This window comes from Palleronia sediminis (assembly GCF_004358695.1).
In the GTDB taxonomy this organism is placed as follows: domain Bacteria; phylum Pseudomonadota; class Alphaproteobacteria; order Rhodobacterales; family Rhodobacteraceae; genus Palleronia; species Palleronia sediminis.
Window position 1 is genome coordinate 26,304 of sequence record NZ_SNAA01000009.1, and the last position, 11,617, is coordinate 37,920.

An 11,617-nucleotide genomic window follows, 5' to 3' on the forward strand; every position below is an offset into this window, starting at 1 on the left:
CGGGCGCGCCGTCCACCGCTCAGAGCGCGCGGGCGATCACCGCCTCGCAGGCCGCGAGCAGGCGGTCGTTGTCGAACCGCGCGCAGGCGACGGCGCGGGCGCGCGCGCCCATCGCCGCGAGATCGGCGTGCGACGCCTCTCGGATGCGGGCGGCCATCGCGGCGCCGTCTTGTTCGGCGACGAGCCAGCCGGTCGCGCCATGCTCGATCGCCTCGGGGATGCCGGCGTGGCGCGTCGAGACGGTGACGCAGCCCGAGGCCATCGCCTCCTGGATCGAGGTGGGCAGCCCCTCGGTATTGCCGGCTGCGTCGGTGACGGAATGCTGCACGAACACCTCGGCCCCGGCCAGCGCGTCGCGCACCGCGTCATGGGGCAGGGCGCCCGGAAAGGACACGCGATCCGCGATCCCGAGCGCAGTCGCCCGCGTGCGGGCGGGCGCCAGAAGCGGACCGTCGCCGATGAAGGTGAGCCGGGCGTTCGTGCCGCGGGTGCCCTGCGCGAAGGCGTCGAGCGTGACGAGCGGCGCCTTCTTGTCGACGAAGCGGCCGACGGCGAGGAAACTGCCCGGCCGTTTCGCGCCGGGGGCAAAGCGGCGCGTGTCGACGCCCGAGGGGATGACATGGGCGTTGTCATGCGCGAACCCCGCCGCGGCGAGCGCGTCGAGCAGCGCCTGCGACACCGCGAACACCCCGGCGAGCCGCGGAAACAGCCGCCCGTAGCCGCGCCGCACCCGCGGGTCGCGCAGCGCGGCGCTGGCATCGGTGCCGCGGAAATAGGTGAAGAGCGGCAGGCCCGTTCGCGCGGCGAGGCTGGGATAGAGCATCGCGGTAGTGCCGAACTCGGCCAGGATGGCGCGGCAGCCGGCATCGCGCAGAAACGCCTCGATGGCGCGGGCCCGTGCGCCCCACGGCACGCGCGAGCTGCCGTGGCCCATCCGCATCGCGGGCGCCATGACGGGCGCGGCCAGCCGGTCGGCGAACGAGGGGGCGAGGCCGCGGCGCGCCAGCACCGGCACGCCCGCCGGGTTCTCGCCCGAGAAACGGTCGCAAAGCACCGCCGTGCGCCCGCCCCACATATGCGCGACGTGCCGGTTCACGAAGGTCTCGCCGGGGCGGAGGTAGTCGCGCGTGGCGATGCAGATGCGCCCGGTCGCGGGGGAGGGCGGCGCGGCCCCCATCACTCCATCTGCTTGAAGGCGAATTCGCCGCCTTCCTTGATGCCCGAGAACCAGCGCGCGGTCACGGTCTTGGTGCGGGTGTAGAACCTGAAGGCGTCGGGGCCGTACTGGTTGAGATCGCCGAAGGCCGATTTCTTCCAGCCGCCGAAGGTGTGGTAGCTGAGCGGCACGGGGATGGGAAAGTTGATGCCCACCATGCCGACATTGACGTTATGGGCGAAATCGCGCGCCACGTCGCCATCGGCGGTGAAGATCGCGCAGCCGTTGCCATAGGGGTTGTCGCAGACGAGGTTCAGCGCCTCGTCATAGCTCTCGGCGCGGACCTGGGAGAGGACGGGGCCGAAGATCTCCTCGCGATAGATCTCCATCTCGGGGCGGACCCGGTCGAAGAACGAGGGGCCGACGAAAAAGCCGTTCTCGTAGCCTTGCAAGCTGAAATCGCGCCCGTCGACGACAAGCTCGGCGCCCGCGTCCACCCCCGATTGCACGAGGCGCGCGATGCGGTCGCGCGCGGCGGCGGTGATGACGGGGCCGTAATCGACATCGGCGCCGGCGGTATAGGGGCCGACCTTGAGCCGCTCGATCCGGGGGACGAGCTTTTCCACCAGCCTGTCGGCGGTCTCGGCGCCCACGGGCACCGCGACCGAGATGGCCATGCAGCGTTCCCCGGCGGCGCCGAAGCCCGCGCCGACCAGCGCGTCGGCGGCCTTGTCGAGATCGGCGTCGGGCATGACGATCATGTGGTTCTTGGCGCCGCCGAAACATTGCGCGCGCTTGCCCGCCGCCGCCGCGCGGCCGTAGATGTATTGCGCGATGGGGGTGGAGCCGACGAAGCCCACCGCCTGCACGGTGTCATTGTCGAGGATGGCGTCCACCGCCTCCTTGTCGCCGTTGACGACCTGCAGCACCCCGTCGGGCAGCCCCGCCTCTTGCAGAAGCTCGGCCAGCCGCAGCGCGGTCGAGGGGCAGCGCTCGGACGGCTTGAGCACCATCGCGTTGCCCGCCGAAAGCGCGGGCGCCAGTTTCCACAGCGGGATCATGGCGGGGAAGTTGAAGGGCGTGATGCCCGCCACCACGCCCAGCGGCTGGCGCATCGACCACAGGTCGATGCCGGGGCCGCCGTCATCGGTGAACTCGCCCTTGAGCATGTGCGGCGCGCCCATGCAGAACTCGACCACCTCGAGCCCGCGCTGCACGTCGCCGCGCGCGTCGGGCAGGGTCTTGCCGTGCTCGCGGCTGACCAGCTCGGCCAGCGCGTCCATGTCGCGCTCGATCAGGGCGGCAAAGCGCATCATCACCCGCGCCCGGCGCTGCGGGTTGGTCGCGGCCCAGCCGGTCTGGGCGCGGGCAGCGCGGGCGATGGCGTCGTCGATCTCGGCCCCAGTGGCCAGCGGCGTCAGCGCCTGCACCTCGCCCGTGGCGGGGTTGAACACCTCGCTCGTGCGGCCCGAGCGGCCCGTGACGCGGGCGCCGTCGATCCAGTGGTGCAGCTCGTCGGTCATGGGGGTCTCCCTCGGGGTGCGTGGCGTGTCAGGCAGGCACGATAGGGCGCGGGTCTTGACCGGCCAAGCCGCGATTTGCCAAAGCGGTCTTGCGAAATTGCAAGGATGGGGCGCGCGATGCACTGGGACGACATGCGGATTTTCCTGTCCGTGGCGCGCGCCGAGGGGCTCAGCCGCGCCGCCGACCGGGTGCGGATGGACCCCGCGACGCTGGGCCGCCGCATCGCCCGGCTCGAGACGGACCTGGGCGCCGCGCTGTTTTCCAAGGGTCCGGCGGGCTACAGGCTGACGGCGGCGGGCGCGCGGCTGATGGATCACGCCGAGCGGGCCGAGCGCGCGATGCTGGGCGCCGAGGCCGAGGTCAAGGGCGCGCTGACCGGCGCGCTGCGCATCGGCGCGCCCGATGGCTGCGCGACCTTTCTGCTGCCGCAGGTCTGCGCCTCGCTCGTGCGCGACCATCCCGGCCTCGAGATCGAGATCGTGGCCCTGCCGCGCATCTTCGATCTCGGGCGGCGCGAGGCCGACATGGCCATCGCCGTCTCGCGCCCGGTGGCGGGGCGGCTGACGGTGCAGAAGATCGCCGACTACCGCCTAAGCCTCGCCGCGCACCGCGACTACCTCGCCGCCGCGCCCCGGCTGGACGGACTCGACGATCTCGCCCGGCACCGCATCGTGGGATACGTGCCCGACATGATCTTTGACCGCGAACTCGACTACCTGGGCGAGATCGGGGTCGAGACGGCGCATCTGGCCTCGTCCTCGGTGGCGGTCCAGGCGCAATGGATCGCGCAGGGCGCGGGGGTCGGCATCGTGCATGATTTCACCCTGCCGCGCAGCCCCGGCGTGGTGCGCGTCCTGCCGGACAAGGTGCGGCTGACCCGCGCCTTCTGGCTGGTGCGCCATGCCGAGGACGCGCGCAGCGCCCGGCACGACGCGCTGGCCGCCGCACTGGTCGAGCGGCTGGCCCGCGAGATCGCGCGCGCCGAAAGCGCCTGACGCGCGGCATCACCGAGGTTGACAAGCCGCCGCCCGCCCGCGTTCGCTGGAGACGTGGCACAACAGGGAAAGGAACGGGCGATGCGGATCGAACGGTTGATGCAGGACAAGGGCCACGAGGTCGTGACCATCGGACCCGAGGCGAGCGTGGCCGACGCCGCGCGGCTTTTGTCCGAACGGCGCATCGGCGCGGTGCTGATCGTCGACGAGGCCGGCCGCCCCGCCGGCATCCTGTCGGAGCGCGACATCGTGCGCGAACTGGGCCGGCGCGGCCCCGCCTGCCTCGATAACCCGGTAAAGGACATGATGACCGCGACGCTGCAAAGCTGTCGCGCGGCCGACACGCTCGACGAGGTGCTGGCGCGCATGACCGAGGGGCGGTTCCGTCACATGCCGGTCGTCGACGCCGAGGGCGTGATGACGGGGGTGATCTCGATCGGCGACGTGGTCAAGGCGCGGCTGGGCGAGCTTGCGCATGAGCGCGACGCGCTCGAGGGCATGGTGATGGGCTACTGACACGGTCGCACCGCGCGTTGATATCTCGGGGGTTGCGCATCGCCGCGCAGTAATGTTGCGTGGCGCGGTCACGCGAGGGGGCGTCATGCGCACGGCTTTGTATCCCGGCACGTTCGATCCGGTCACGAACGGCCATCTCGACATCATCCTGCGCGCCACCGCGCTTGTCGACCGGCTGGTGATCGGGGTGGCGATCAACCGCGACAAGGGGCCGTTGTTCTCGCTCGAGGAACGGGTCGCGCTGATCGAATCGCAATGCGCCGCCATCTCGGCCGAGACCGGCTGCGACATCGTCGCCCACCCGTTCGAGAACCTTCTGATCGACTGCGCCCGCGACGTGGGCGCGCGCATCATCGTGCGCGGCCTGCGCGCCGTGGCCGATTTCGAATACGAGTTCCAGATGGTCGGCATGAACCGCGTGCTCGACGACCAGATCGAGACGGTGTTCCTCATGGCCGAGGCCGAGCATCAGGCGGTCGCCTCGAAACTGGTCAAGGAAATCGCGCGGCTGGGCGGCGACATCACGCATTTCGTCCCGCCCGCCGTGGCCGAGGCGCTGCGCGACAAGTTCGGCTGAGCGCGCGCGCCGCTGGCGGGGGCGCCGGCGCGGCCTATCATGGCAGGGATCACAACCCGGAAGGCCCCCATGACCAGACGCAAGATCGCCCTTGCAGGCATCGGCAAGATCGCCCGCGACGCCCATGTGCCCGCGCTCTCGGACAGTCCCGACTGGGAGCTCGCGGCCACCATCAGCCGGCACAATTCGCTCGACGGGATCGACGCCTACGAGGGGATCGACGCCTTTCTCGAGGCGCGTCCCGATATCGACACCGTGTCGCTGGCGCTGCCGCCCGGTCCGCGGCTCGACTACGCGTTTAAGGCGCTGCGCGCGGGGCGCCATGTCATGCTCGAAAAGCCGCCCGGCCGCACCGTCACCGAGGCGCGCGCGCTGCTGGAGGCCGCGCGCGAGGCGGGCGTCACGCTTTATGCAAGCTGGCACAGCCGGCAGGGCGGCGCGGTGGCGCGCGCGGCCGAGATCGTGGCCGAACACGGCGCAAGGCATATCGAAATCGACTGGCGCGAGGACGTGCGCGCCCATCACCCCGATCAGGACTGGGTATGGGACGCGGGCAATCTGGGCGTGTTCGACCCCGGCATCAACGCCTTCTCGATCGTGGCGCGGATGCTGGGCCGGGCGCCCTGGCCGGTCTCGGCCGTCCTGACCTACCCGCAGGGGCGCGAGACGCCCATCACGGCCGAGATCGCGCTCGCGGAGGCGGGCGGCGCGCGGATCGACTGCCGGCTCGACTGGCGCTGGACGGGCGAGGATGTCTGGACCGTCGAGGCGCAGACCGGCGCGGGGCTCTTGCGCCTGACCGACAGCGGCGGGCGGCTGTTTCTCGACGGGACCGAGCAGGAGGTGGGCGAGACCGCCGAATATCCGCTGGTCTATGAAACCCTCGCGCGGCTGGTCGCCGAAGGCGAAAGCGAGGTCGATCTCGCCCCGCTCCAGATCGCGGCCGATTGCTTCTTGCTGGCGCGTCACGAAAGGGGCGAACCCTTCGAGTGGTAGGCGCGCTTGGCGATTGCCACGCGCCGCGCTTTGCGGCTAAGCAGCCGCCGGGGGCGATTAGCTCAGTTGGTAGAGCGTCTCGTTTACACCGAGAATGTCGGCGGTTCGAGCCCGTCATCGCCCACCATCCCCCGCCGCCCCGGATCGCCTTGCCCGCGCGCGACCCCCCGCACCGGGGCGCGCCGCAAAAAGCCCCGCGCGCGGGGAAACATGCTTGACGCCCCCGCACCCCCTGCATAGAACGCGCCTCACGTTCGGGGTCGCTGGCCTCGGGCGGGCAATGGGCGGTTGTAGCTCAGTTGGTTAGAGTACCGGCCTGTCACGCCGGGGGTCGCGGGTTCGAGCCCCGTCAACCGCGCCACATTGCCCACCCCGTGAACGTGAGATGCGCGGTTGTAGCTCAGTTGGTTAGAGTACCGGCCTGTCACGCCGGGGGTCGCGGGTTCGAGCCCCGTCAACCGCGCCATTCCTTCCCCCGATTACCCGGTCGCACCGCCCCCGCGCGGTGCGTTTCGCGTTGCGCATCTTTCGCTTGCGGGGAGAGTCCGACCGTTTTAATAAACTACCGTAACCCGTCGAAAGGGAGTGCCATGGGCGCCCTGTCATTCGCCCCGGTCGACAGACCGACCCCCGCCGCTCAGCCCGGCCTCGTCTCTTTCCTCCGCCTTGCCGCGCTGGGCTGCCGCACCGCCCCGCGCGCCTCGGTCCCGGCCTGCCTGACGCTCTGCCCCGAGGCCGATGCGGGCACCTGCGCCACGATCCTCGCCCATGCGCTGCCCGAATTGCTGGCACGCCGGCCGGTGCTGCACGCGCCGGGCACCGCGGTCCGGTCCTTTGACGAGGAATGGCTGCTGGCGCTCGCGCGGGCGCGGGCGCGGGGCGATACGGCCTCGGTCCGGTTTCTGGCCGGGCGGCGCGTGCGGCCGCACCGGCGCGCGGCGCTGATGGTCCTGCTGGGCGCGCTGCTCGACCGATTGGAATCGAACGGCAAAGAGATTATCTAGAGAAAAGGGCTTAGCCAGCGCAGCAGTAGCGAGCCGGCCCGGACCCAACCCCGAAAGGATTGCCCCCATGGCCGAAACCGCCTCCGACCTGTCGCCCGACGCCAGTGCCGAAATCGCCCGCGCGCTGAACCAGGCGCTTGCCGAAACCGTGGTCACGACGATGCTGGCCCAGAACTTCCACTGGAACGTGACGGGCATGTCGTTCGGGCCGCTGCACGACCTGTTCCAGCAGATCTACGAGGATCATTTCACCGGGCAGGACGACCTGGCCGAGCGGGTGCGCGCCATCGGCGAGACCGCCGAGGGCAAGCTCGCCGTTCACCTGGAACGCTCGAAAGTGACCGAGGGCGACGAATCGGCCGAGGATCGCGAGATGATCCGCCACCTGCTCGAGGCCGAGGAAACCATCGGCGCGACGTTGGCCGGCCTGTCCGAGACCGCCGCCGCCCATGGCGATGTCCGTACCGAGGATCTCGCGATCGAGCGTGGCCGCATCCACGACAAGTTCGCCTGGATGCTGCGCGCGCATCTGCGCTGACGCTCACGAGGCGTCGCGGACTTCGTCGGGAACGCGGCGCCCCTTTTTCAGGCAGCGCTTGAGATAGGCCGCGCGCCAGTGGCCGTATTTCCCCATGACCTGCTGCTGCGCCATGACCAGCGCAAGAAAGGCCCGCATGGCCTTGGGTTTCTTGAGGGATTTCGAAATCTTCTTTTGATCCTCGGTCATCGAGCAGCCGATGCAGTGCTGCCCCGCGGGGCCGCTGCGCTTGAACTTGCACACGCCCACGCAGGGGCTCTGGATCTTGCTCATTCCGGCGTCCTTTCCGGGGTCGCGGGATCCTTGGTCAGGATCAGTTTTCCCGCGCGGGTCAGGCTGAGGATATAGGTCTTTTCGCCAAGGACGATCTGGGCCGCGCCGCGCGATTTCAAGATCTCCTCGGCCCGCCACAGGGGCAGCGCGTCATCGCGCCGCGCGGGGTGGGTCTGCGTCATCGGGCCGGTCCTCGTCTCGCGCCACGGTCGAGCATGTCCTCGATCGGGGCCTCGGGGGCGTCGTCGCCGCGCAGCATCAGATCCTCGATCTCGCGCCGGCAGGTCGCGCGCTCGGCCGGCCCCGGCGGGGCGGGGCGGGGGCTGCGGGTCGGTGGGTCGCCGGGCATCGCGGGACTCCCTAGATCTGGCGGCGCTGGCGCGCGGGGGTGGACGGGCCCCGCGGGGCCCGTCCGAAAGGCGGTCAGCCGTCGAAGTTCACTTCCTCGACGAGGCGCAGCGCATCGGCGCGGTGCTCGGCGATGGCGGCGAGGTCGGTCTCGTCGGGCGTGATCTCGCCCCAGCCCTTGACCACGTCCGAGGCCTCGGTCTCGGGGTCGGCGGGATACTCGAAATTCGCCTCGGCATAGATCTGCTGCGCCTCGGGCGAGGCGAGGTATTCCATGAACGCCCTGGCATCCTCGGGATGGGGGGCGTTGGCGGCCATGGCGACGCCCGAGATGTTCACATGCGTGCCCGCGTTCTCGAAGGTGGGGAAGGTCACGTTGACCGCGTTCGCCCATTCCTGCTGCTCGGGATCCTCGAGCATCTTGCCCATGTAATAGGTGTTGCCGAGGCTGATGTCGCACTCGCCCGCCCAGATCGCCTTGACCTGCGCGCGGTCGTTGCCCTCGGGGGCGCGGGCGAGGTTGTCCTTCACGCCTTGCAGCCACTCCCTCGTGTAGTCCTCGCCGTGATGCTCGATCATCGCCGAAACGAGGCCCAGCGTGTAGACATGCGTGCCCGAACGGGTGCAGATCCGGCCCTGCCACTTGTCGTCGGCGAGATCCTCGTAGGTCGTCACCTCGCCCTCGGCGACGCGGTCCTTGCTGGCATAGACGATGCGGCCGCGGGTGGTCAGGCCGAACCAGTGGCCCTCGGGGTCGCGCAGCGCGGCGGGGATGTTGTCGGTCAGCACGTCGCTTTCGACGGCCTGCGTCACGCCGGCATCCTTGGCATTGGTCAGGCGGCTGATATCGACCGTCAGGATGATGTCGGCGGGCGAGCGTTCGCCCTCGGCCTGAAGCCGCTCGACGATGCCCTTGTCGATATAGGCCGAGTTCGCCTCGATCCCGGTCTTTTCGGTGAACCCGTCGAGCAGCGGCTGGATCAGCTCGGGCTGGCGGTACGAGTAGATGTTGACCTCGGCCAGGGCGGGCAGGGCGGTGCCTGCGGCAAGAACGGCAAGAAGGGCAGTACGCATGGATTCACCTTTTCAGGGTTGATATCGGACGCGCCCACCTAAACCCGACCTCTTTTGTCGGGTCAATACCTGATTATTAAACTCCGGCTTTCGGCCGGCCCCCGCCCGCACTCACAGCCCGCGTGCCTTGGCCTCGCGCCAGAGCGCCTCCATCTCGGGCAGATCCGCCTCGGCCGGGCTGCGCCCGCGTGCGGCGAGACCGGCCTCGACCGCCTCGAAACGGCGGGTGAACCGCGCATTCGCGCCCCGCAGCGCCGTTTCGGGCTCGACGCCAAGGTGCCGGGCGAGGTTGACGAGCGTGAACAGCAAATCCCCGATCTCGTGCTCGAGCCGTTCGGGCCCCTCGTTCCGGGCCGCCGCGACCTCGGCGGCCTCTTCGGCGATCTTGTCCAGAACGCCCGCGGTATCGGCCCAGTCGAACCCGACCCGTGCCGCGCGCCGTTGCAGCTTGGCCGCGCGCAGCAGCGCGGGCAGGCCCAGCGCCACGCCGTCGAGCGTGCCGCGCGCGCCGCGCTCGGCCGCCTTGCGCGCCTCCCAGTCGGCGGTCTGCTGCGCGGCCGACTTGTCGCGGCTGTCAGCGCCGAAGACATGGGGGTGGCGGTCGATCATCTTGTCGGTGATGGCGGCGATCACGTCGGACAGCTCGAACGCGCCGGCCTCGGCGGCCATCTGCGCGTGATAGACGGGCTGGAACAGCAGATCGCCCAGTTCGGACTTGAGATCCTCCATGTCGCCGCGCTCGATCGCGTCGGCGACCTCGTAGGCCTCTTCGATGGTGTAGGGCGCGATCGAGGCGAAATCCTGTTCCAGATCCCAGGGGCATCCGCCCTCGGGGTCGCGCAGCCGCGCCATCACCGCGCGCAGCCGGTCGAGCCCGGCGGGCACCTCGAAGATCGGATCGGTCGGATCGGCCATTGCAGGAGCCTCGCTTTCGGGACATTCGAAAGGCCTGTGTTGCCCGCCCCCCGACGGAGTGTCCACCATGCCTATCCCGAACTCCATCGCGGCGCTGTCGGACGAGATGCGCGCCTGGCGCCGCGACCTGCACCGCCATCCCGAGATCGGGTTCGACTGCCACCGCACGGCCCGATTCGTCGCCGACTGCCTGCGCAAGATCGGTGTGGACGTGCTGCACGAGGGGGTGGCGCAAACCGGAGTCGTCGCCGTGATCGAGGGCCGCGCGTCGGGCCGCTGCATCGGGCTGCGCGCCGACATGGACGCCCTGCCCATGGACGAGACCGGCGGCGCGGATCACGCCAGCACCGTGCCCGGCGCCATGCATGCCTGCGGCCATGACGGCCATACCGCGATGCTGCTGGGCGCCGCCACCTACCTCGCCGCGACGCGCAACTTCGCCGGGCGCGTGGTGCTGATGTTCCAGCCCGCCGAAGAGGCCGGCGGCGGCGGGCGCGTCATGGTCGAGGAGGGGGTGCTCGACCGCTTCGACATCGACGAGGTCTATGCCCTGCACAACGCGCCCAACCAGCCCTTTGGCAGCTTTCACACCGCGCCCGGACCGATCATGGCCGCGGTGGACGAGTTCGACATCACCCTGCGCGGCGTCGGCGGCCATGCCGCGCGGCCGCATGACTGCGTCGACCCGATCCCGGCGGCGCTGCGGCTGGGGCAGGCGCTCGACACGGTGGTGTCGCGCAACGCCGACCCCATCGGCACGCTGGTCGTGTCGGTGACGCAGATCCATGCGGGCAGCGCGATGAACGTCATCCCCGACACCGCACGCATCGCCGGCACCGTGCGCAGCTTTGCCCCCGAGATGCGCGACATGGCCGAACGCCGCATCCGCGAGATCGCCCAAGGGATCGCCGCGGGTTTCGGCGTCGCGGCGCAGATCGACTATGTGCGCGACTACCCGGCGACGGTGAACCACGCGCGCGAGGCCGGGTTCGCCGCCGATGTCGCGGCCGAGCTGGTCGGCGAGGATCTCGTGCGCCGCGATTGCCCGCCCTCTATGGGGGCCGAGGATTTCGGCTACATGCTGGCCGCGCGCCCCGGCGCCTACCTGCTGCTGGGGCAGGGCGAGGGGCCGGGCTGTCACCACCCGGCCTATGATTTCAACGACGATATCGCGCCGCTCGGCGCGGCCTTCTTCGCAAGGCTGGCCGAACGCCGGCTTCGGCTTACCTGAGGGACCATGAAACTCCTGACCATCATTCTCATCGCCCTTGTCGTCGTCATCGCCGCCGGTGCGCTGTGGGTGCGGCTCATGCCGCTGCCCGCCGAGCAGGCGCAGCCGCAGACCGTCGGCGACATGCCCGAGCCCGGCGACTATCCCGCGCCGCGCGCCTTTACCGCCGTGCGCGAGGTGGCCGAGCCCGAGGCGGCGCTGCGGCGCCTGTCGGACGTGGCGCTGGCCACGCGCCGGACGCGGCTGCTGTCCGGCTCGGTCGAGGAGGGGCGGCTGCGTTTCGTCACCCGTTCGCTCGTCTTCGGCTTTCCCGACATCACGACCGTCTGGACGGCGCCCGGCCGCGTCGCGCTTCATGGCGGCGCGGTGATGGGCGCGCGTGACATGGGCGTGAACGCCAAGCGGCTGCGCGGCTGGCTCGACGCGGCGGGGCTGCCCCCCGAGGCGTGAGCGGCGCTTGACGCCCCGCG

General features: G+C 70.5%; 15 protein-coding genes and 3 tRNA genes. 11 read left to right on the plus strand and 7 right to left on the minus strand.

What is annotated here, in order from left to right:
• Nucleotides 1-19: 19 nt before the first annotated feature.
• Both E2L08_RS09175 and E2L08_RS09180 read right to left on the minus strand, forming a co-directional pair.
• Complete coding sequence (locus E2L08_RS09175) at nucleotides 20-1,177, minus strand: glycosyltransferase (protein ID WP_133396895.1); 1,158 nt, start codon at nucleotides 1,175-1,177, stop codon at nucleotides 20-22.
• Nucleotides 1,177-2,679 carry a CoA-acylating methylmalonate-semialdehyde dehydrogenase gene (locus E2L08_RS09180; RefSeq protein ID WP_133396778.1) on the minus strand — a complete coding sequence of 501 codons (1,503 nt, stop codon included), beginning with the start codon at nucleotides 2,677-2,679 and terminating at the stop codon, nucleotides 1,177-1,179. The genes E2L08_RS09175 and E2L08_RS09180 overlap by 1 nt, the downstream gene beginning before the upstream one ends.
• Before the next feature lie 117 nt (nucleotides 2,680-2,796).
• Between E2L08_RS09180 and E2L08_RS09185 the strand changes: the two genes are divergently transcribed.
• From E2L08_RS09185 to E2L08_RS09225, 9 genes are all read left to right on the plus strand, one after another.
• Nucleotides 2,797-3,675, plus strand: a complete 879-nt coding sequence (locus E2L08_RS09185) for a LysR family transcriptional regulator (RefSeq protein ID WP_133396779.1) — start codon at nucleotides 2,797-2,799, stop codon at nucleotides 3,673-3,675.
• A gap of 81 nt (nucleotides 3,676-3,756) precedes the next feature.
• Complete coding sequence (locus E2L08_RS09190; RefSeq protein ID WP_133396896.1) at nucleotides 3,757-4,191, plus strand: CBS domain-containing protein; 435 nt, start codon at nucleotides 3,757-3,759, stop codon at nucleotides 4,189-4,191.
• Between the two features lie 85 nt (nucleotides 4,192-4,276).
• Nucleotides 4,277-4,768 carry a pantetheine-phosphate adenylyltransferase gene (coaD, locus tag E2L08_RS09195; protein ID WP_133396780.1) on the plus strand — a complete coding sequence of 164 codons (492 nt, stop codon included), beginning with the start codon at nucleotides 4,277-4,279 and terminating at the stop codon, nucleotides 4,766-4,768.
• A 69-nt stretch (nucleotides 4,769-4,837) separates the two neighbouring features.
• Nucleotides 4,838-5,764, plus strand: a complete 927-nt coding sequence (locus E2L08_RS09200) for a Gfo/Idh/MocA family protein (protein WP_133396781.1) — start codon at nucleotides 4,838-4,840, stop codon at nucleotides 5,762-5,764.
• 51 nt (nucleotides 5,765-5,815) lie between these two features.
• A tRNA-Val gene (locus E2L08_RS09205) sits at nucleotides 5,816-5,891 on the plus strand.
• A 157-nt stretch (nucleotides 5,892-6,048) separates the two neighbouring features.
• Nucleotides 6,049-6,125 (plus strand) — tRNA-Asp (locus E2L08_RS09210).
• Between the two features lie 28 nt (nucleotides 6,126-6,153).
• Nucleotides 6,154-6,230: transfer RNA gene (locus E2L08_RS09215), tRNA-Asp, on the plus strand.
• A gap of 124 nt (nucleotides 6,231-6,354) precedes the next feature.
• Complete coding sequence (locus E2L08_RS09220) at nucleotides 6,355-6,768, plus strand: hypothetical protein (RefSeq protein ID WP_133396782.1); 414 nt, start codon at nucleotides 6,355-6,357, stop codon at nucleotides 6,766-6,768.
• Between the two features lie 67 nt (nucleotides 6,769-6,835).
• A complete protein-coding gene (locus E2L08_RS09225; protein ID WP_133396783.1) occupies nucleotides 6,836-7,306 on the plus strand; it encodes a Dps family protein in 471 nt (156 codons plus the stop codon).
• Between the two features lie 3 nt (nucleotides 7,307-7,309).
• Here the strand turns inward: E2L08_RS09225 and E2L08_RS09230 are convergent, their stop codons facing one another.
• From E2L08_RS09230 to mazG, 5 genes are all read right to left on the minus strand, one after another.
• Complete coding sequence (locus tag E2L08_RS09230; RefSeq protein WP_133396784.1) at nucleotides 7,310-7,579, minus strand: DUF1289 domain-containing protein; 270 nt, start codon at nucleotides 7,577-7,579, stop codon at nucleotides 7,310-7,312.
• Nucleotides 7,576-7,761 carry a hemin uptake protein HemP gene (gene hemP / locus E2L08_RS09235; protein ID WP_133396785.1) on the minus strand — a complete coding sequence of 62 codons (186 nt, stop codon included), beginning with the start codon at nucleotides 7,759-7,761 and terminating at the stop codon, nucleotides 7,576-7,578. The genes E2L08_RS09230 and hemP overlap by 4 nt, the downstream gene beginning before the upstream one ends.
• Nucleotides 7,758-7,928: a hypothetical protein gene (locus E2L08_RS17005; protein ID WP_168771105.1), complete on the minus strand. Its 171-nt coding sequence runs from the start codon at nucleotides 7,926-7,928 to the stop codon at nucleotides 7,758-7,760. The genes hemP and E2L08_RS17005 overlap by 4 nt, the downstream gene beginning before the upstream one ends.
• Before the next feature lie 74 nt (nucleotides 7,929-8,002).
• Nucleotides 8,003-9,001, minus strand: a complete 999-nt coding sequence (locus E2L08_RS09240) for a Fe(3+) ABC transporter substrate-binding protein (RefSeq protein ID WP_133396786.1) — start codon at nucleotides 8,999-9,001, stop codon at nucleotides 8,003-8,005.
• Nucleotides 9,002-9,112: 111 nt separating this feature from the next.
• Complete coding sequence (gene mazG, locus E2L08_RS09245) at nucleotides 9,113-9,916, minus strand: nucleoside triphosphate pyrophosphohydrolase (RefSeq protein ID WP_133396787.1); 804 nt, start codon at nucleotides 9,914-9,916, stop codon at nucleotides 9,113-9,115.
• 67 nt (nucleotides 9,917-9,983) lie between these two features.
• On the opposite strand from mazG, the gene E2L08_RS09250 reads away from it, so the two are divergent.
• Both E2L08_RS09250 and E2L08_RS09255 read left to right on the plus strand, forming a co-directional pair.
• Nucleotides 9,984-11,147: a M20 aminoacylase family protein gene (locus tag E2L08_RS09250; protein WP_133396788.1), complete on the plus strand. Its 1,164-nt coding sequence runs from the start codon at nucleotides 9,984-9,986 to the stop codon at nucleotides 11,145-11,147.
• A 6-nt stretch (nucleotides 11,148-11,153) separates the two neighbouring features.
• A complete protein-coding gene (locus E2L08_RS09255; RefSeq protein WP_133396789.1) occupies nucleotides 11,154-11,597 on the plus strand; it encodes a DUF1499 domain-containing protein in 444 nt (147 codons plus the stop codon).
• The last annotated feature ends 20 nt before the right edge of the window (nucleotides 11,598-11,617 follow it).

Coding starts and splice junctions, on each gene's coding strand:
- E2L08_RS09175 (WP_133396895.1), bottom strand. CDS start 1,177: ATGGGGGCCGCGCCGCCCTCCCCCGCGACCGGGCGCATCTGCATCGCC.
- E2L08_RS09180 (WP_133396778.1), bottom strand. CDS start 2,679: ATGACCGACGAGCTGCACCACTGGATCGACGGCGCCCGCGTCACGGGC.
- E2L08_RS09185 (WP_133396779.1), top strand. CDS start 2,797: ATGCACTGGGACGACATGCGGATTTTCCTGTCCGTGGCGCGCGCCGAG.
- E2L08_RS09190 (WP_133396896.1), top strand. CDS start 3,757: ATGCGGATCGAACGGTTGATGCAGGACAAGGGCCACGAGGTCGTGACC.
- coaD (WP_133396780.1), top strand. CDS start 4,277: ATGCGCACGGCTTTGTATCCCGGCACGTTCGATCCGGTCACGAACGGC.
- E2L08_RS09200 (WP_133396781.1), top strand. CDS start 4,838: ATGACCAGACGCAAGATCGCCCTTGCAGGCATCGGCAAGATCGCCCGC.
- E2L08_RS09220 (WP_133396782.1), top strand. CDS start 6,355: ATGGGCGCCCTGTCATTCGCCCCGGTCGACAGACCGACCCCCGCCGCT.
- E2L08_RS09225 (WP_133396783.1), top strand. CDS start 6,836: ATGGCCGAAACCGCCTCCGACCTGTCGCCCGACGCCAGTGCCGAAATC.
- E2L08_RS09230 (WP_133396784.1), bottom strand. CDS start 7,579: ATGAGCAAGATCCAGAGCCCCTGCGTGGGCGTGTGCAAGTTCAAGCGC.
- hemP (WP_133396785.1), bottom strand. CDS start 7,761: ATGACGCAGACCCACCCCGCGCGGCGCGATGACGCGCTGCCCCTGTGG.
- E2L08_RS17005 (WP_168771105.1), bottom strand. CDS start 7,928: ATGCCCGGCGACCCACCGACCCGCAGCCCCCGCCCCGCCCCGCCGGGG.
- E2L08_RS09240 (WP_133396786.1), bottom strand. CDS start 9,001: ATGCGTACTGCCCTTCTTGCCGTTCTTGCCGCAGGCACCGCCCTGCCC.
- mazG (WP_133396787.1), bottom strand. CDS start 9,916: ATGGCCGATCCGACCGATCCGATCTTCGAGGTGCCCGCCGGGCTCGAC.
- E2L08_RS09250 (WP_133396788.1), top strand. CDS start 9,984: ATGCCTATCCCGAACTCCATCGCGGCGCTGTCGGACGAGATGCGCGCC.
- E2L08_RS09255 (WP_133396789.1), top strand. CDS start 11,154: ATGAAACTCCTGACCATCATTCTCATCGCCCTTGTCGTCGTCATCGCC.